Here is a 19,991-nt window from a genome sequence, read left to right as displayed (position 1 = left end):
GCTTTCCTTTTCGCAGATTTCACGGGGTTGATTTTGTTGTCTGACTTACCTGATTCGGCTGTCCCGAAATTTTCTCCGTGCCGCCCGTTGAGACCTGATGAACCGCACCCCCTTCAATCCGTAATTTGATATCTCCTAGTCGATCGGACTCTGAAAGATTATGTGTGATATGCAATGTTGTAACGCGGGTCAATCGTTGTACATCACTCAGCAGCACACACATTTCTTCACGCGTATGTTCGTCCAATGCACTTAAAGGCTCATCCAGACACAAAAAGGCAGGCTTGGCTGCCAGAGCCCGCCCCAGCGCAACGCGTTGCGTTTCCCCTCCACTTAATCCATGCGGAGTCCGATCGAGTAACTCTGTAATCCCCAGCAGGTCGGCCAACTCGTCCACACGTTTATTGATTGCCTTTTTGCTCCATTTTCGGAGTTCCAGCGCAAAGGCCAGATTATCTCTGACCGTCATCGTATGAAACAGCACACCATCCTGAGGGACATAACCAATCTCACGCTCAGATGGTTTGGCATGCGTCATCAGTTTCCCGTTCAGGTGGATCGTTCCGGAAAGCACTTTCTTCAAACCACAAATCGTTTCCAGAATCGTCGTCTTTCCACTACCTGTCTTGCCCATTAATACCGCATAGTGCCCCTGAGGCACTTCAAAGCTGATATCCTCCAGGCTGAACTCACCAACTTGTACACAAAGATTATTTACTGAAATCATGTCTTATCTAATCAGGTAGCAGACTTCTCTGGCATGCAGAGGCACTTTAATAGAACAACAATTTAAATTGCCGCGCCGCGCGTCAGCCCGAACATTCGAGCGATGACTAATACAATCAATGCGGAAACAACCATAATCAAGGAAGCCGCAACCGCACCTTCTATGTTACCAACAGTCAGCTCCAAAAACACGGTTGTGGGCAGAACCTCTGTTTTCATACGCGTGGCACCAGAAAATACCAGAATCGGCCCAAACTCCCCCAGAGAACGCGCCCAGGCCAGTGTGCCCGCCGCTAATAAGCCGCGATAAGCCTGGGGAAACACCACACGCCAGAAAGCCTGACCGCGATTACAGCCCAGTGTCAACGCAACCTGCTCATAGCGGGGCCCAATCTGATCGAAGGTCACCCGCATTGTCCGGACCGCAAAGGCACACGCCACCATAAATTGCGCCAGAATCACACTTGGAATTTCGTAAGTCACGCCAATCGGCCTACTGAAAATCAGGCCAGTCATTTTGCGAATCATGTCATCCAGCGAATCGCCCTGAGCGACATAGATTTCTTTCCCAAATAGAGCTCCTGAAACCGACTTCAATACATGGTTCACCCATTCAATTTGAGGCACTTCCACCTGGAACAAAATCAACAGGCACAGGCCAATCACCAGTGGAGGTAACACAATCGGAATATCCAGAATCGCATCCACCAGGGTTTTGCCCCAGAAATTGTGACGGGACATTAAATACCCGATCGGCACCGAGACCCAGAGTGACAACACCGTCGTAATTGCACAGGAAACAAGGCTCAACCAGATCGCATAGCGAATTTCCGGCTTGGCAAACGCGCCCCAGATATGATCGGGCGTGGTATATGTCGTCTCTGCCGACAACATCGCAACAATCAGCAGCACATAAATGGCGCTGATGGCAATGAAAATCGTATAGAAGGGGAGATCAGAACGAGATTTGAGCTTGCTGGAATGTTCGTCAGTGTTCTGCTCGGTCATGTCGACTCCGGAGTGAAACGCCAGCGAAACCCTCGCGATTCAAAAATCACTCGAGAAGAGTCCGATGTTAACTGATCGACCAGACGCTGCATCAGGTTGGGATATTTTGTCGACTTCAAGATCGCAATCGGCTGCTCGGCCAGAGGACGTCCCTCTTTAATTTCTACGACATCCAGCTTATCTGTGACTTTAGAAATATTGGCTCGATAGACAATTGCCGCATCCAGAGAACCGGTTCGTAATTGATTCACCAGCAGATCAGCCGTCGGAGTATTGGTTTTGACGTTCGGCTGAATGGCGTCGTACAGACTTTTATCATTCTGTACCAGGGGACCCAGTAATTTTTTGGTCAGAGCCCCCAATGCACTTTGCTCATGATGGGCAATCCCCACCTTGATATCATCGCCAGCCAGATCATAAACGGATTTAATATTCTTAGGATTGCCTTTTTCAACGATGATAATCATGTCCGTTTCAGCGACGGTTAAGGGCAGGGTGAACTTGGGTTGTACCTGCACCATATAGGATGTATCACAAGCAAAGTACGCATCCGGTCTTTGCCCGCTGTTGATTTGCCCGACCAGAATTCCACAGCCGTTATATACCACGTTAATGGAAACGCCTTCACGCTTTTCAAATTCTTTCAGCGTATCCTGAATCGCCAGTCGGTTTACCCCCCCACTAAAGAGCAGTATTTGCGGATGCGGTTCCCAGGTGTCGCCTTTGACCGTCTGGTATCCCTGTGCTGCAAACAATTTCTGACCTTTCTCAGGAGCCTGCAGGTAACGGGCAAACATTAACGCTTCCTGAGGATGTGCGGAAGAATTCAAAACTCCCACTGTCACATTTTTAATTGCCTCTGAGAATTCGGGGACCTCAATCATCTCTACTTTGTCTGCATGTTGATTGACGGTCGCATCCCAGACAATACCCGCATCGACCGCCCCCAGCAGCACATCATTGGCAACTTCTGAAACGGTCGGTTTGAAGACCCGCGCTGATTTTGCCAGCGCATCCCACTTCCCGGCTTTTCCCAGTTCTTTTTTCGCCAGCTTTCCGATCGAGGCGGCATCGGGATTCGCCAGGGAAACCGTCACGCCTTCTTTCATCAGGTCGTCTATCGATTTAATCTGCTTCGGGTTCCCTTTTTTGACCATGATAACCGGATGCATTTGCGCTACCGGAACGGCTTCTTTGACCAGATTCTTCTCGCGGGCAATTTTGATATAGCTTGTATCTGCCGCCAGATACAAGTCTCCTTTTTTCGCTACCTGTAAATTACTCAGCAGAGTCCCTGAGCCGCCATACTGTAATTGAATTGGAATGCCGAACTCTTCAGCTGCAAACTGTGCTGCTGCTTCAGCAACCGGTGGTTTGATGCCGGCCGCACAGTACATCACCAGGGACTCAGTCTCCTGATTTGCAGAGCCAGACTCGGCTTCCCCAGATTCATTCGTCGCACTCGGCTGGTCATCAGAGTTCTGAACTGTCTTGACCGGCGTCTCAGCGTTCTCTTTTGGAGGAGCATAAATCAAGACCCCCAACATGATCACAAGAACTGCCAGAGAACCTCCGACAAACGCCATGCCACTGCTGATTTTCCCTCTTCGGGACACGAACCGAGTTGTTTGCTGCCTGTGATCACTGCAGGGGTATATCATCATTCTATCCAATTAGTTTGGTTAGTTCTTAAGAATTAATTAACGCTTCTGTTTCACTTTGAGGCTGTAACCGGCCATCCTTGATGCCTAACACTTTCTGAGCTGACTGCACGGCTTGATCATCGTGAGTCACCATCAGCACACAGCCTCCATTCTGGGTAAATTGATTGAGTGCGTTCAACACGATCTCAGAATTTTCAGAATCCAGATTCCCGGTTGGCTCATCTGCCAGCAGAATTTTAGGTTGGTGAAACAGCGCTCTGGCCAAAGCCACCCGCTGTTTTTCTCCTGTACTCAATTCCGCAGGGGTATGGTGCAAACGGTGCTCCAAACCAAACTGTGAAATCAAGGCATTCGCCCGTTCTTTCGCCGCCGCCAAATTGGTTGCCAGCGCGGGCGTTAACACGTTATCCAATACCGTTAAATAAGGGACGAGATGAAACTGTTGAAAAACAAAACCCAGATGAGTTGATCGAAACCGGGCTCTCTGGTCATTTGAAAGGGCATAAGGATCTGTTCCCTCAATCAGCACCTTTCCCGAATCAGGACTCAACAATCCCCCAACCATTAACAGCAAGGTCGACTTCCCACAGCCACTCGGACCTTTGATCGCCAGAAATTCCCCTGCGCCCACAGTCAGACTGATCCCATCCACGGCTTGAACCCGTTGGGAGCCGGACTTGAACGACTTCGATAACTCAACCAATTCCAATAACATATCTGTTCTGATTATCCTTCCTGCAGAATCGTGGCTGGATCCTGTCTTGCCGCCAGCAACGCGGGGATCCAACTGGATAAGCTAGCCAGCACTGGTGCAAAAACCAGACTTAACAGCAACCACTGCCCCGAAAACAGGGCTGCTTCTGGATTGACGGATGCCGGCAGGTTCCCCCAGATGATTCCGATCCCGTAGCCCAAAAAATAGCCGATCAAGGCACCAATCACACCAATCACAATCGCCTTGATGATAAAGATCCCAAAGACCTGGGAAGACCGTAAACCGATCGCCCGCAAGATACCAATTTCCGTCGCGCGACGCCGGACGTTTTCCAGGGACAGAAAACCGATCCAGGCACCACAACCGAGTACAACTAAAGGAACTAAAACGGCTGCGAAATCAGCGTGGCGTTCGATCATCTTTAATCGACTGGCCTTTTCCTGCTCCAGAGAAGCGAGTGCCGTTTCATGTGCTTTGTTGCGTGCCTCTGCGCGGGCCAAAGCAGGGGGGCCACGTTCAATCACTTGCGTCCCGGGGAGGATCTTTCCAATTTCATCTCGAATTTGAGCGACTCGATCTTCGGCAGCACAATTACATTCCAGAGCCAGGATCGCATTGACCAGGTTTTGCATTCCCAGTAATTCCTGTGCTTCTTCCAAGTTGATCCAGACGGTACTGTCATCAGCGGTGCCCCGTTCGGGATAAGTTTGAGTGACTTTGAAGTTTTTCCCCATCAGTTGAACTTCATCCTCTTTGCTCAAGCCTAGTTTCTTCTGAATCTGATAGCCCAGCACCATGCTTCCCTTAGGAACCTGTTGCTGGAGCGGTTTCTTGAGAGCACGATGTAAAATAGGCACTTCACCACGCGTGCCCGTTAAAATCACATCACATTTTTTTTCTGGCCAGGTAATTTTTTTGGCGACCATCGGCAACAGGTGATTGACGGTCACGATTTTCGATTCGGCCAGCTCTTTAACGTATGCTTCCGGCATCGTTTCAGAAACAACCCCGGTTAAATGGAATTCACTCAAATCCTGATTCGCCGGCAGGACGAGGATATTAAACCCGAGCCCTTTCATGATTTTCCGCATGGAGTCTTTCAGTTCTGCCCCCGCCTGCTTCACCTCATCTGCCTTCTGTTCCAGAATGAAAGTCGTTTGAATTTCATCTGCCTGTAACAAGGTTAAAGCAGCGATCAAGCAAGCAACCGCAATGACAACAGAGGAGAGCCCCAGCAGAAAATTAATCTTACGATGCTGCATTTCCTGAAGAATTAAGCGAAATAAAGTCATAGCCCGAACTTTTCTTTGACCAAAAATAGGAATGGAACCAGGTCTGAATATACTGTCCTGTTTATTTGCGAACCATCAGCATATAGCTGGCCCCCAGAATCAGAACAATCACGAATGAGGCCATGATGATCAGATTCCGAAACAGAGTACTGCCCTGAGCGCTCTCGAGCGTTTCTGCCCCGCCTGTACTTTGCTGTTCTGTTGACCCCGATGTCGAGACGGCAGCACCACCGGCTTTTGTAGCGGCCACTTCCTGCGACTGATTCGCCTGGCTTCCGTCACCTGCAGTCTCAGCTTGCTCAGCATCCGCTTTTTTTTCTGCCAAATCATTGTTCAGAGCAGCAGGCATCTTTAGTTTCTCTGAGGCATCCTTCGAATCTTTGGAAAATCCGATCAGTCCCGTCAACGGTGGTAATTCTTTTTCATCCTCTGTCGAAGGTGTCACCAGATTTTCCCAGTTGACAGCCATCAATAAATCCGTTCCCGGATTCTGATCTTTTACCTGACAAGTACAGGGCCCCGTCAGATCTCGGCAGGCCTGCTCGATTGTCCCGGCATTGATCCCCTTACCAATTAACGCATACAAGACCCGGCCTCGCCCGAATACCGGTAGAGCCATGGGTTCGTCATTAAAGTCTTTGAGATCATTTTCCGTCGCCAGTAACATCTGCGTGAAGTAGGCTTCTGCAGAATCTTCGCGCGAACATTTTTCAACACTGAACTTCAGTTTCAAACTATCCGGGGAAACGCTCACCAGCCCCTGTTCAATATCTGCCTGCTCGATCTCTGGCAACTTCAGCGTTTTTTCCATTCGCTTGAGTTCCTTGGTCAGAAGCTCAAATGCCGCTTTGTCTTTTTCAGGATGACCGCTTTCCAGAAAAACCCAGACAGCGGTTTGTCCATTAATCAATTGTTTGGCGATATTCTGCCGCAGAGGAGAATCGATCAGTCGTGTCAGATTCTCTTCATTCAATTCCCCGGACCAGAAACCATCAGGGACCGGAGCGGGCAGGGGAGTCCGCACAACCAGTAAGGGAAGCGTTTCCGATTTTTGCTTTTTCCAGAGTTCGAGATCTTCCGGAGCAGGTTTTGTATCCAGATTGACCAGACGCAATTCAACGTTCGCTGATTTTTGGCCGATCGCCCCCGCTTTGTCGAATTGCGCGACCAGCTTTTGCTGATCTGCATTGAGTTCCCCCCGGTGAAACACAACAGCGTTATATTTATCGGCAGGCCAGCGCTCTAATGCATAACGAAAGACAGGAACAGAACACGCCCAAATTACCGTTGATGTCAATAGAGCACCAAGGACAGCCAGAGAAGTGATAAACCGTCTCATGAATTCACCTTTCGAGGAGGGTAGCTTCGGGCGGGTGTATGTTTCAATTCGATAATGAATCGATTTGCAAACCTGCAAATCCAGTAAACCGAATCAACTCCATACTATGATGACAAATTGTTTGGTAATTGTGAAGAAAAGATGTTTTTAATAGGAAAGAATTATTGGAACTGCATTTAGCATGAAAAGGAGCCGGGGAAATCACACAAACCAGCCCACTTTGTATACTACAGTTTACAGTCCCCAAAGGAAGGCACGCTCAGACAATCCATGTTGTGATTGATCCAAAAACGCAATGACTCGCCCCACTCAATTTCAGATGACCAGGTTTGGCATGCTGAATTTGATAGTATGAAACAAATTTAATTCGGAAACCGTTTTGTTAATTCACTTTTCACTAGCGGTTATTTTTTCGCGTTCAGCTTTAACTCAATCGGTTTTCCTGGTGCAACAGTCGCTTTCAATTCCGAATGATCATGGTCCGAATATTTGCGGGGCAATGTTTCTCTCGCCGGCGATTCAATTGGCGGCGTCGTGTCTCCCTCGGGAACAGGAGTGCCATCCGGCATCAAGCGATAGCTGACAGCAACCCGGTACGTACCTGCAGGGAGGCCTGCACCACCACGACTATACGTGACTTCGAATTCACCCGCTGCTTTGGTTCGTGCCTGTCCGCCCACTCCGGGTGTACCTTCGAGCGGGACAAAATATAGATCGGCATTGACCAACGGTTCTTCGTTTAACAAAACGGTGCCTGTCGTCGGCGTCAACTCAGGTCCCGGATCTTTTGATGAACAACCCATACAAGATATCAGCAGAAAGACTACGGCAGCAGATGCAATCTGACTGCAGCGATACAAACTCATGGAGTACCTCACTTGTTCGTTGTTTACTCAAAAGGGAATCAACTACTTAAGGCAGTTCGACGACCGAACCATCTGACATCGTTCCCAATCGCCTCAACAAGGTGAGATCGGTATTTTCAGAGATGAACCGCACAGCACCATCCCCAAGACCAAAGTGGGCACCACCAGTATGCAGACTCCCGACTTGTCCCCAGCTATTCAAGTTGCCGACATCAGGACGTGTCCACCCTGTGGGAATATCCCAAACATTGATTCCCGGATCCACGTCGCCTCCGGTTGTGACCCAGCCCCGCATTCCCCAGGCAGGTGGCTCACCATTGGCAACTCTGCGCGTGGTTTCACAAACCATCAGCGTATTGGAGCTGCCGTCCTTCACATCGCTGATTTTGCACCGACTGTTCTCTCCAAACATTTTACGAGAATTGACCCCTTGCTTAGACCAATAGTTGCAACTAATGGTCTGGTCCGCACTGAACTCATAATTTGTCTTGGCAGGCCCGGGCGCCACTGACGTTCCGTAGGGTGCACCGGTTCCTAAATGTGTGGTTCCATCATCAGAAGGACATAGAAATACATCAAGCAGGACCACCATTTCATCTGCGTTATCTGCCGGATTCCCAGCAAGAGGAGCGTTGCGCCCTGCATACCCGCAACAATAGCCGGTATTCTGAGCGCTATTTGCTGTATCCTGGTTGATTTTATTATACAGGGGCGCCTGATCCAGATAAGGCAGCAATAAAGAAAACCCGTTTTTATTATGAGTGGTATCACCGGGAGCCTGATTCGGGTCGGCAGTACACCAACCATAGTTAATCCCACCTGGAGGAAACACGCGATGCGTTTCATGATAGTTATGTAGTGCTAACGCAATCTGCTTGATTTTGTTCTTACAGGTCGAACGGCGTGCTGCTTCGCGGGCTTGTTGCACTGCAGGCAGGAGCAGGGCGATCAGGATCGCGATAATCGCAATCACGACCAGCAACTCAATCAGAGTAAAACCCCGACGCCTTGATTGGCTTGAAAACATAATGACCTCCCGATAAAAAAACGATAAAAAACATCAATTATTAAGTTCTGAGCAATAAATCATGACAATGAAAGGCAAGCGATTTATGTCAGATGAGTGATCATAAAACAGATGTAAAAAAGAGATGTCAGTGAATAGCTAATAGCCGAGCAGCTTTATTTCTTAAGTATACTTATGAAAATTAGTACCTCAAGAACGAAATTCGCTTTGTTTAATAGTTTTACAAAAAAACTATCACTCCCGAAAACCGCACAAAAAATGAGTTGACTCCCATTTAGAGAACAAACCCGGGAAGAGGGGGAGCAGACATTCCATAGTCCGTTCGAGAGACGGTGCAGCCGCTCTATCTAGCAGAAGATATCATTGGCCTAGTGCATACATCAGCAGAAATGTAGCAGAGAGGGTGAGCAGAACCATCGAAGCACATCCGGATTTCATCGGAATCTCATATTTTTGAATCAATTCATCAATCGCTTCTTTTGATTCTTTTAAGCCAGCCCCCGTGGATTCCCGGTAATCTTTGATGGCCTGAATCTTATTACCTTGCTTGAGTGAATTCACGATCTGTTCCACAAGCTCGGATTGAGCGTCGGCCGCGCCAGTATCTTCTGGCTGTTGGGAATCGGGCTCATTCATGACAGCATTTCCTGGGGTAGAGAAAAAGGGAATCCCCATTAGTTCTACCACCAGGAGCTTGATTGATTCAAGGATTTACTTGGCAGGTTCTTTGAATTATGCAGAATCGTCTATGCTCTCGCATGATTCAAGAAGCAATCACGCAATCTGAAACACGACGGTTTCTCGATTGCACCTCTCCCCGTACTTTCTGTCTGCAGGCACTTGCCAACAGGGTTTTCATCTCTGCCAGAGATACTTCCTGCAGATCAATATTCAGCTCAACCAAGCGATCAACGACCGCATTGGCCAGCTCTGCGCTACTTGCCGCTGGTGACAATCCATTCCACAATTCTTCCATGACCTGATCTGACATGACCCTCTTCTCCTACTTTTACTTTTCACGACTTTGATATGTTGATGATCTATTTCGACAGCCTCGAATTCAGTGATTCTAACGCTGCTATTGCTTTCCACCTCTGGAAAAGCTGAATGACTGAAAGAATCGCAAGGGCTGTACCAAACGGGCCGAAAAAACAGATTCCCGCTACAGCAAATCCTAAATGCTTATGGGCTCCACATCTGTGACATAAAACACAAATTGCAAATCTCACAATACCTGCAGAGAGCGTGCAATTACTGTCATCAAATTGGGACATTATTACATCAAGATGATAAATCTTACGAACTGACTGAATCTCCGTAGAATTCTCTCAAGTTCCAGCTGACTCCGGTTTCAGGCTGGTCTCATATCAATATGACAACACAAACTTGCCCCAAGTTCGCTAATAGCTTTCTCCCCCCACCATCTCTAAAAAACGAACCTCGGAAATAAGAGGACTTTATAATGTTGCCTGTGGGGTAGAGCGTGCGTCCTGTTTCCGATTCCACCACAAGATTGCCTGTTCTCGTTCCTCACTGGTATCGTCGAATAGAGAGACCAGAAGCTTTCTCTGCCCCGCAGAGAGTGACAGCCCTCTTCGTTGCATGGAAATTTCAGCCAGTTGAAACAGATCGGACATATTGATTTGGCAATCGATGCGTCCCAGCCAAAACCGCGAAAACGAGGGAATATGCTTCGGCAGCAACTCTCCCGTTGGCAGCACCATCGACATCACGCCAACAGAAGTTCCCGTATTAAATAGACTGTTCAAACCAGTCTTAGTATGGTCTCCAATAAAGCAACCCACTTTCACAGACTGTGTTTCAACGGGAGTGCCCGCAAGAGGAACTTTGACTTCGGAATAATCGTTTTTAAGGTCGCTGTTACTGGTTTGCGCGCCCAGATTGACCCAGGGACAAATATAAGAATGACCTAAGAAACCCTCATGATATTTATTGACGTATCCGTGAATGATGGATTCTTCTATTTCGCCGCCCAGCCTGCAGTGCGGCCCGGCGGTTGTTCCCGCTTTAAGATTCGCGCGAAACAGTCGAGTCCCTTTCCCAATATAGGAAGGGCCTTCAATACGAGTAAAAGCCTGAATGATGGCATCTTCCTCGATAACAACAGGACCTTGCCTTGTATCCAAAACAACAAAGGGATCAATCTCCGCAGATGCCGCTACTCTCACCAGATCAGGAGGGCCGACAATGGTCAAGTTCCTGGCATCGCCCGTCGAGGGAACTGCTGACTGGTTAAAAGCAAAATCGGCCAGTAACTGAGTTCGATTCTGATTCACCAGGTCCCAGGGGTACTGTAATTCGACCCCTTCCGCTACGACAGACTTTCTGGTCGATGCAATTTTTTGAATCGCATCATCCCAGGCATCGGTCGTTAACAGGACAGACTCTTCTGGCTCCAAAAGCAAGTAAGCAACCGCTTCCCCCATCATACCAACAGTATCAGGAGAAAGATGAGCCAGTCGCGCGAGCTCGGCATTCGTGGGAAGCCAGCGCCCATTGACCAACAGGGTGGGACCTTCGTTCAGCCAAATAGCATCATTGATCCGAGCATCGGCATGCTGCTCTGCATAGACTTCGGTAAGGGCAGGGCGAATCAGCACGCCCCATTCCTCTATCTGAAGAGACCGGAACAATCGCTCGCGAGCAGAGAACTGCCCGCACAACAATTCAAACACCGGTCTCAATAGTGAAATCGGCGCGAATTGCAGCGCAGAACGATCCTCAAATATGGCAAGTCGCATTATTGTCTGCACTTCCCTGTGCGAAATTCAGCAGAATCTATTCGTTTCGATGAATCTGAAAAGCCTACAACAGCCCCAGTTTCCGTTTTCATATCACATTGATACAAATAAGGAAAGAGAATTTTTAACTCTATGATCCCCTATCCGAAATCAACTGAATCACAGAGAAAATCGGCGGAATTTTCTAATCTCAGTTAAAAACACAGACTCATCAAATTGATGGCTCAGTTCGCTTCCTGCTTCGCCAAATTACGACCCGCTAATTGATAAATGGCAGACTGGCAGCCGGATAGCTTCGAGTAATTGTCGGAAATGCCCAGTACCGTTTCTGCTGCGCCCAGTAACAACACTCCAGATGAGTGCATTTGCTCACTAATGCGATTCAGAATATTCTTCTTCATCTCAGGCTTGAAATAAATCAGAACATTACGACAGAACACTATGTCAAACATTCCCAGATGCTTGAAATCTTCAAGGAGATTCAACCGTTTCCACTGAATGTTGACGCCTGAGTCAGATTTAATCTTCCAGCCTTGTTCACATTGCTCAAAATACTTCATCAAGAGCTGAACCGGCAAACCACGCTGTACTTCAAACTGAGAATAAATCCCCTCTTCAGCCCGGTTCAAAGCTTTCGTACATAAGTCCGTTGCCACGATTTGAATATTCCAGTCAGCCAGTTCCGGAAAGTGCTCTCGCAGAGTCATCACGATGCTGTAAGGTTCCTGACCATGAGAGCAGGCAGAACACCAGATTCGTAATTTTTGAGTCATACTGCGTTCTGCAATGATATCCGGCAAGATCGAATTCTTGAGCTCGTCAAATGGACGCCGATCTCGGAAGAAGGATGATTCATTCGTTGTCATCGCTTCCATGATATCCTGCCGTAGCGTAGGGTCGATACCAGACCGTAAGCTCAACACCAAATCCTGAATGCTGTTCATGCCATGAGTTTGAGCGAGTGGAATCAGACGAGCTTCCAGTAAATACTCTTTATTCTCGCCGAGAGAAAGTCCTGTTGTTTCCAATAAAAAATCTGTAATATATCTATAATCTTCTGGAGACACGAGATCACCACTTTCTATAAAGAACAAAGTCGGGCTAACTCAGGAGCGATATTCCTGAGTGGTAAAACCTGGCTGGCTAATCCTGCATTAGCAATCGCACCTGGCATTCCCCAGACAACACTACTCTGTTCATCTTGTGCGATAATATAACCTTTACGCTCACTGATCGATTGCGCTCCCTCAATCCCATCATCTCCCATCCCTGTTAACATTACTGCCAATACCGAGCTGCCATACCATTTTGCTGCTGATGCATACAACGGATTCACAGAAGGCCGGCAAAAATGTTCTGGATCATCTTGATTCAAACGAATCACCATTCGATCATCCTGTTTATCAATCACCATATGAAAATCACCCGGGGCGATATAAATATGGCCTCTCTCAATTAACTCGCCATCAACGGCTTCCGCTGTCGGACGATTCGTTTCCCTTTGAATATGCTCAGCCAGCGTCTTTGTAAACAAAGGGGGCATGTGCTGTGCGATCAGGATTGGTAACGAAAATTTCTCTGGTATTGCAGACAACATTGTCTTCAATGCATTCGGACCACCTGTACTGGACCCAACAACTAAAACCATCGGAGTCTTAGCAGGGAGTACTGCTGCATTTGAACTGTTATTGTGATTTGTGAAACTCGATTGAGAAGTGGCATTGGTTGAACCCACTAATGCTTTGATTAGCGGAATCAAATCACGAGCTACTTGTGCAATCGCCTCAGAAGGATTCGTGGCCACTGGCTTGGGAATACAACCTGCAGCACCAAGATCAAGCGCCTGCAGAGTAATCTCTGCGCCGGCTCGAGTCAGGGCACTGGCCATGATGACAGGCAGATCAGGAAAATCCTGCTTCAGTTGTTTCAAACAACTGATCCCATCCATGACGGGCATTTCAACATCAAGAACGACCACATCCGCCTGGTTATGTTGAAGCCAGGTGAGGGCAGTCTGACCATGCATGGCAGACCCGACTACTTTCAAGTCAGAGTCCATATTGATGGCTTGAGTCATTAATCCCCGAATCACAGCTGAGTCATCGACCACTAAAACCTTAATGACCGAAGGGCTCACAAAACACCTGTTTCTTCCAGCTTGTCGCGGACAATGTCTTCTGTAAACGGTTTCATAATATACTCATTCGCACCCGCTTGCATGGCTTGTACAATTTGAGGCATATCATTTTCCGTCGTACACATCACCACGATCGGTTGTTTTGCCCGTTCGTCGGCTCGTAGTGCAGTCAAGAATTCCATTCCATCCATGATGGGCATATTCCAGTCCAAAAGAACTGCATCAAGATCCGGATTGGCTCGCGCCACTTCCAAAGCCTGTTTGCCATCTTCTGCCTCAAGGACATCAAGTCCCAGAGTTCCCATCATACGGCGTCCAACAAGTCGAACTGCCCTGGAATCGTCAACAAGTAATATCGTTTTCATTTCCACCGGTCTCCCAGTATGTAAAATTAGCTCATTGTTAATAGCCGGTAGCCCAAGTGATAAATGCATCAAATGCAGGTTCATCGCTTGAAATAACGGTTGATTAGATTTCTAAACGAAGTCTAGGACACGTTTCAGATGAGGAACTGATCAAACTGCAAAATCGTTCAATTTTAGCCCTTTTGAGCGTTTTCCCTCAAAATATCCCACCCTCTGGGCAGAAAAAAACCGCCAGACTAAACCGATGCACATAAACATATGCCTACTCTGGCGGTGATTTTTCAATTCAGTAGCTGACCAGTCAGGCCATGCTTTCAGACAGATTAGATTGCTCTCATGCGTGTCAGGAAGGAAGCGGCTGCTTCGTCCAGTTTGACAGATTCCTGAGTCAGGCCTTGAGCAGCTGCCAACATATCGTTTGCTGCCGTTCCACTGTCTGTCGCTGCCTGAGAAACACCTGAGATATTATTCGTAACCTCAGCCGTCCCGCGAGCGGCTTCTGCCACATTGCGTGAAATTTCGTTGGTTGCCGCAGTCTGTTCTTCAACCGCACTGGCAATCGTAGTCGAGATCTCATTGATCTTGCGAATACTCTCACCAATCGAACCAATGGCAGATACAGCAATGTTCGTGGAACCTTGAATGGCACCAATCTTCTCACTGATTTCTTCCGTTGCCCGAGCAGTCTGGCGAGCCAGTTCTTTGACTTCGTTCGCCACAACAGCAAACCCTTTACCGGCTTCACCGGCACGAGCTGCTTCGATGGTTGCGTTCAATGCCAACAAGTTCGTCTGCTGAGCAATTGATGTAATCACCTTAACGACCTGACCGATTTCACTGCTGGCATCACCCAGTTCTTTAATCGTGTCGTTGGTGCGATCCGCTTCACCCACAGCCTGCGAAGTCATGTGTGACTGCTCTTGCACGTGACGAGCGATTTCACTGATGGAGGCACTCAACTCTTCTGCAGCAGAGGAAACCGTTTCCACGTTGCGGGTGGCTTCTTCACTGGCAGCAGCCACAACCTGTGACTGACGAGCCGTTTCATCTGACATGTCAGACAAGCTCTTGGAACTGGCCTGCATCTCGGTGGCAGAAGAGGTCACCACGCTTACAATGCCCTGAATTTCAGATTCGAAATCATCGGCCATTTTCACCTGGTCGGTAATCACTGACCAGCAGACCATCGGACCAATATAGTTATTGTCTTTATCGAAGATTGCAGTCGCTTCAAGATCCAGCGTTTCGTCGCCGACCTTGATTTTAGCCCGATGCGGCAGATTAGAAGGATCCGCCAACAGGCGGCGTTGCATTTCCGGATTTTCATGGAAGATGTCAATACTTTGCCCGATCAATTGATCGACCGGCTTCGGCAACAAGTGCTCGATTGCTTTGAGCTGACTCCGCGACGCTGGGTTCATATAAACCATTTCAAAATCCAGATTCGCCAGCAGAACATTGGTCGGAATGTTCTCCATCATATTCTGAACACGGACCATATCTTCTTCAGCCAGTTTTTTGGCTGTGATATCAGTTGCATATTTGACAACCTTAAACAGTTTGCCGGATTGGTTCTTAATCGGATTGTAAGAAGCAGAGATCCAGACCTCTTTCCCCCCTTTTCCGATGCGTTTGTATTCAGCAACCTGATTCTGTCCGGCATTCAAGTTTTCCCAGAACTCTTTGTACTCATTGCTGTTTCTAAAGTCCGCATCGACAAACAAGCTATGATGCTTCCCTTTAATTTCATCCAGGGTATATCCCAATGTAACGCAGAAATTCTGATTGGCAGTGATGATCGTCCCATCCATGTTGAATTCGATCACAGCCTGGGCCTGGCTGATCGCACCCAACTGACCGGCATAATCACAGAGTTCCTCAGCGTGCTTCTCCTGTTCTGTGGTATCGTTCCAGTTCAGAACAGTTCCGACTATTGAGCCATCCTCAGATTTGGCAGGATTCAGTCCGATTTGAATATGTCTTTCACCCAATTGAACGGAAATTGTTTTTTCACCCGTCAAACTTCCAAGCACTGTCTGCAATTCTGGGATTTTATGAAACAACAGATTCACTGTTCCGCCAACAAGCTGCTGAGGGGCGACTCCCAGGTCTCCACTCAATTGCTGGATTAACTCTTGCCCCTTGCGATTTAAATAAGTCACGGTTCCTTCTGTATTCAGAAACAGAGTCGCCTGTGGACTGTATTCAACGATACCATAAAACTGATCGAGATTCTGCGACTGTTCAGTAGCCGCGCTCTGTCCCGTATTCTGTACTGAATCAATCGACATATCACTATTCTCCTTGGGATTATTGATCTGCTCTTCAGATCTTAAAGATGGTTCGGTTTGTAGATTGTCTTGTTCCTCTGAAATCGACGGAATTTCCTGTTCGGATTCCACTTCTTCAAAGCTGGCTCCCTGTGAGCCTGATACAGCCGCCGATTGAAGCTGTTTTGCGCGACTTGAGTCTTTAGCACCTTCAATCATGGTTGATGCAACCGCTTCGAGTGCCTGACTCCAGGACTCTTCCAGTTCTTCACTCCATTGATCACCTGCAAACTCACCCAATACACTGAGCAGCGTACTGGTTACTGGTGGATAATCATCCTCCTGAATTCCCATTTCCCCATGCTGGTTCCCCAACTGGTGTAAAACCTTAGTCAGAGCAGGGGGGTTCTCAAGTGACTTCAGCACGAGAACAAGTGACTGAATTAACTTACCGCGTTGTTCCGAAAAATCGGTATGCGTGAAATAACGTAGAAGGTCGGGATAATCTTCGAATAACTTCTCATAGAATCGTTCTGCCAGCTGATCTGCACGAGGTGCAATCAGTTCGAACGAGTCTCGAAGTGCGGTCACATTTAAATCCACGGGAATGGCCCTTAAAAATCAGCCGAAGAAAGTGGGAACATCAGTCAAAATTTAATATTGTTTCAACATCCAGAATGACAAACAGGCCTTCCTCTAATTGAAAGACACCAATCGTCACAGAACGCCAGTGCGGGTCTAGTGTGCGGGGAACCGGTTCCATCGAACGTCCCGAAACATTAATCACATCGCCCACCTCATCTACCAGCAAGCTATAGGATTCTCCCATCACTCGGGTCACCACATTCATCGAACGATCATCTTCCAGAGCAGGCAAGCCGAGACGTTTTCTTAAACTCACTGCAGTCACGATCTGGCCGCGAAGATTTAAAAGTCCCTTAATCTCAGCACGCGCCAGAGGCGTCGGTGAAATCACTTGCTCTGTGAGCACTTCCTGCACCATATTGACTGGCATACCCAGTAGCTGGCCATCAACCCAGAACGAAACATACTGGCTTGAATAATCTAGTTGTGACTCCATGCCACTGCTGGAATCAGTCGTTGCCACACTCATGCATTCACTCCTGCGTTTAATTTCAATCTGGCAAAGTACTCATCCAGACAAGATACAAGCTCATGAGAATTGAACTTCGTCAGAAACTGATCGAAACCAACTTCAGATGCCCTTGACTGGTTTGCAGCATTATTCGAGGCAGTCAAAGCGATCGTACAAATCTCTTTCAGGGAGTCATTACCTTTGAGCCATTCACAAAACTCAAAGCCATCCATCATCGGCAAGTCGACATCGGTCACAACTGCCTGGAAGTGAGAATCTTTCTCCAGAATTTCAACAGCAGTCACACAGCTGTCGCTGGTAACAACAGAAAAGCCTTCTGTTTCCAGAGCCGTCGCCACCAATTGACGGAAGAACATGGAATCATCGACCACTAACACGCGAAATGTTTTCTTATCTTCTACTTTATCAAACCAGTTTGGTGTCGAACGTGTGACATAATACTGAGTATCAATTACATCAATGGCATTTTTGCCGATAATTGCTGTCCCTAAAACACCGGGACGATCTGACTGCATGCGAATCACAAGCTGTTCGTCAATAATGTCTTTGATCTCATTGACCATCAGCCCCATTGACCGGTTGTTCTCTGAAAAGACAATGACTGGTTGAGGATCAATCGGCTCGCCCCCTCCATAACCGGCACCTTCCACAGAAAGTAAGGGCAATAGATTTTCACGATACTGGACCACTTTGCGACCACCGTTGAGTTCAATGTTCTCCAATGGAAACTCTTCCAGTCGAGCAACCAGGGACAGCGGCACTGCCATTGTCTCATTCTCACCAGCACCAAACAGTAACATGCTGATCGTGTCTCGATTTGCTCCTGAAGCTGTTTCATCCGCCACAGTCTGCGAATGAGCTGAGCTACCGCCACACTGATTGAAGATTCCACCAACATCAAGAATCATCACAACCCGTCCATCTCCGAGGATCGTGGTTCCCTGATACAGGCCAATATTTTTTAGCAGACGCCCGACCGGCTTGACCACGATTTCTTCGGTATCAAAAATACGGGAAACAATCAGACCAAACTGATCTTCTCCAACCTGAACGACCACGATATTGGTATCATGCAAATCGTCATCTTCCGGCGTCTTCTCTTCCAGCCCAAGCACTTCGTTCAGATGAACTAAAGGCAGTAATCGATCTCGTAACCGGAAGACTTTCTTATCATGAATCGTTTCGATTTTCTTACGATCTTCCGCAGAGAGCCGCACCAGTTCCACAACTCCCAACTGGGGTATCGCAAAGGGCTGCTCTCCACTCTCCAGTACCAGTGCAGAGACGATGGCTAAAGTTAGTGGAATTTTAATACGAACAACCGTCCCTTTTCCCATTTTGGAAGAGAGATCAACCGTTCCGCCAATTTTCTCAATTTGAGTTCGAACAACATCCATTCCCACACCACGTCCGGAAATCGAACTGACTTGTTCTGCTGTGGAAAAACCAGCTTGAAAAATCATCGAAAAGACATGGCTGTCTGCCACGTTGGCTGCGTCAGCTTCCTTGATCAGCCCCTGGGCAATCGCTTTTTTCAAAACCCGCTCACGGCTGATACCTGCCCCGTCATCCTGAATTTCAATGATGACGTGCCCACCTTCATGGTAGGCGTTAAGATGAATCGTTCCCGACTCTGGCTTGCCATTCGCTTTACGAATTTCAGGAGTTTCAATTCCATGGTCCGCAGAGTTTCGGACCATATGTGTCAGAGGGTCTTTGATCGCATCCAGAACAGTCCGATCCAGCTCGGTTTCTGCCCCCGTCATGATCAATTCAATATGTTTATTAGTGACTTGAGATAAATCGCGAACCAGTCGAGGCAGCTTATTCCATGCATTGCCAATTGGCTGCATGCGCGTTTTCATAACCCCTTCCTGCAAGTCGGTAGTCACCCGGTTCAAGTGAGTGATCGGGGCAGCATATTTTGATTCTTCATCGCCTCGTGCCAGTTGCAGTAACTGGTTTCTGGTTAACACCAGCTCACCAACCAGATTCATCAGACTGTCAACCACATTCACATTCACACGAATGGACAGGTCGGCCACGCTGACTTTTGAGGATTTCGCAGCGGTATCTTCTGCCACCGACGCGGGTACCGCAGGCTCTGGTGCTTCCGGCTTTATCTCTGGAGTCGTTTCCGGACTGGCAGCTACAGGTTCTTCCTGAACCTCACTGGAATTCTCGCTACTTTCTGCTGGGGGAGTGCTCTCTGAAGCTGCTTCTGTCTGGGGAGCAGTTTCGGCTGGAGCGGATTCCTCAACTGACGAAGCGTCTCCTCCGCCATTAGTAGCAAATTCGGCCAGGTCATCCAGCATGGATGTTAATGTAGAATGATCCGTCTTCGGTTCTTCGCCCGTCGCTTCCAGACCTTGCAAAAGCTCTTTGATCTTGTCAATCGCTTCTAAGACGAGAGAAATTGCTCCCGGGGAGACATCCAATAGCCCCTCGCGCATTTTTCCCAGAACATTCTCTGCAGAATGAGCAACAGCTCCCAGGTTTGTCAGTCCGAGAAATCCGCAGGTCCCCTTTATGGTATGAATGGTACGAAAAATACTGGCAATCAGCTCAGCATTCTGCGGATCTTTCTCCAACTCAACAATCTCTGAGTCAAGTTGACCTAAATTCTCCCAGCTTTCTGCCAAAAACTCCTGCAGAATGTCGTCCATCAGCCCGTCCTGGTGATAAGGGAACGAAAATTGATAT

17 protein-coding genes are annotated in these 19,991 nt (G+C 48.0%); all 17 read right to left on the bottom strand.

Going from position 1 to position 19,991, the window contains the following annotated elements:
* Window positions 1-19: 19 nt before the first annotated feature.
* Window positions 20-727, bottom strand: coding sequence for an ABC transporter ATP-binding protein (locus Pan241w_RS12375; RefSeq protein WP_145215862.1), 708 nt, complete (start codon window positions 725-727; stop codon window positions 20-22).
* Window positions 728-789: 62 nt separating this feature from the next.
* A complete protein-coding gene (locus Pan241w_RS12370; protein ID WP_145215859.1) occupies window positions 790-1,734 on the bottom strand; it encodes an ABC transporter permease in 945 nt (314 codons plus the stop codon).
* Window positions 1,731-3,320 carry a molybdate ABC transporter substrate-binding protein gene (modA, locus tag Pan241w_RS12365; RefSeq protein ID WP_198000487.1) on the bottom strand — a complete coding sequence of 530 codons (1,590 nt, stop codon included), beginning with the start codon at window positions 3,318-3,320 and terminating at the stop codon, window positions 1,731-1,733. Before modA ends, Pan241w_RS12370 begins: the two co-directional genes overlap by 4 nt.
* Window positions 3,321-3,423: 103 nt before the next feature.
* Window positions 3,424-4,113, bottom strand: a complete 690-nt coding sequence (locus tag Pan241w_RS12360) for an ABC transporter ATP-binding protein (protein ID WP_145215854.1) — start codon at window positions 4,111-4,113, stop codon at window positions 3,424-3,426.
* An 11-nt stretch (window positions 4,114-4,124) separates the two neighbouring features.
* On the bottom strand, window positions 4,125-5,405 hold the full coding sequence (locus tag Pan241w_RS12355; protein WP_145215852.1) for an ABC transporter permease: 1,281 nt from the start codon (window positions 5,403-5,405) through the stop codon (window positions 4,125-4,127).
* Between the two features lie 61 nt (window positions 5,406-5,466).
* Window positions 5,467-6,744 (bottom strand): hypothetical protein, encoded by a 1,278-nt coding sequence (locus tag Pan241w_RS12350; RefSeq protein WP_145215849.1) that lies wholly within the window; start codon window positions 6,742-6,744, stop codon window positions 5,467-5,469.
* A gap of 404 nt (window positions 6,745-7,148) precedes the next feature.
* A complete protein-coding gene (locus Pan241w_RS12345) occupies window positions 7,149-7,547 on the bottom strand; it encodes a hypothetical protein (protein WP_198000486.1) in 399 nt (132 codons plus the stop codon).
* A 109-nt stretch (window positions 7,548-7,656) separates the two neighbouring features.
* Window positions 7,657-8,637: a DUF1559 domain-containing protein gene (locus tag Pan241w_RS12340; protein ID WP_145215842.1), complete on the bottom strand. Its 981-nt coding sequence runs from the start codon at window positions 8,635-8,637 to the stop codon at window positions 7,657-7,659.
* 360 nt (window positions 8,638-8,997) lie between these two features.
* Window positions 8,998-9,273, bottom strand: coding sequence for a ribosomal protein L7/L12 (locus tag Pan241w_RS12335; RefSeq protein ID WP_198000485.1), 276 nt, complete (start codon window positions 9,271-9,273; stop codon window positions 8,998-9,000).
* Window positions 9,274-9,400: 127 nt separating this feature from the next.
* The gene (locus tag Pan241w_RS12330; protein WP_145215836.1) at window positions 9,401-9,628 is read right to left on the bottom strand and encodes a hypothetical protein; all 228 of its coding nucleotides are present in this window, start codon (window positions 9,626-9,628) and stop codon (window positions 9,401-9,403) included.
* A 466-nt stretch (window positions 9,629-10,094) separates the two neighbouring features.
* Window positions 10,095-11,399: a putative sugar nucleotidyl transferase gene (locus Pan241w_RS12325; RefSeq protein ID WP_198000484.1), complete on the bottom strand. Its 1,305-nt coding sequence runs from the start codon at window positions 11,397-11,399 to the stop codon at window positions 10,095-10,097.
* Between the two features lie 224 nt (window positions 11,400-11,623).
* Window positions 11,624-12,466 carry a CheR family methyltransferase gene (locus Pan241w_RS12320; protein WP_232107433.1) on the bottom strand — a complete coding sequence of 281 codons (843 nt, stop codon included), beginning with the start codon at window positions 12,464-12,466 and terminating at the stop codon, window positions 11,624-11,626.
* Between the two features lie 14 nt (window positions 12,467-12,480).
* Window positions 12,481-13,536, bottom strand: a complete 1,056-nt coding sequence (locus Pan241w_RS12315) for a protein-glutamate methylesterase/protein-glutamine glutaminase (protein WP_145215831.1) — start codon at window positions 13,534-13,536, stop codon at window positions 12,481-12,483.
* Window positions 13,533-13,901, bottom strand: a complete 369-nt coding sequence (locus Pan241w_RS12310; protein ID WP_145215828.1) for a response regulator — start codon at window positions 13,899-13,901, stop codon at window positions 13,533-13,535. Before Pan241w_RS12310 ends, Pan241w_RS12315 begins: the two co-directional genes overlap by 4 nt.
* Before the next feature lie 323 nt (window positions 13,902-14,224).
* Window positions 14,225-16,762 carry a methyl-accepting chemotaxis protein gene (locus Pan241w_RS12305; RefSeq protein WP_145215825.1) on the bottom strand — a complete coding sequence of 846 codons (2,538 nt, stop codon included), beginning with the start codon at window positions 16,760-16,762 and terminating at the stop codon, window positions 14,225-14,227.
* Window positions 16,763-16,814: 52 nt separating this feature from the next.
* Window positions 16,815-17,285 carry a chemotaxis protein CheW gene (locus Pan241w_RS12300; RefSeq protein WP_145215822.1) on the bottom strand — a complete coding sequence of 157 codons (471 nt, stop codon included), beginning with the start codon at window positions 17,283-17,285 and terminating at the stop codon, window positions 16,815-16,817.
* A complete protein-coding gene (locus tag Pan241w_RS12295) occupies window positions 17,282-19,954 on the bottom strand; it encodes a hybrid sensor histidine kinase/response regulator (RefSeq protein WP_145215819.1) in 2,673 nt (890 codons plus the stop codon). Before Pan241w_RS12295 ends, Pan241w_RS12300 begins: the two co-directional genes overlap by 4 nt.
* Window positions 19,955-19,991 lie beyond the last annotated feature (37 nt).

Origin of the sequence: Gimesia alba (genome assembly GCF_007744675.1) — a bacterium.
Lineage (GTDB): Bacteria > Planctomycetota > Planctomycetia > Planctomycetales > Planctomycetaceae > Gimesia > Gimesia alba.
The sequence above is the reverse complement of the archived record's forward strand: the minus strand, read 5'-3'. Positions and strand labels throughout refer to the sequence as shown.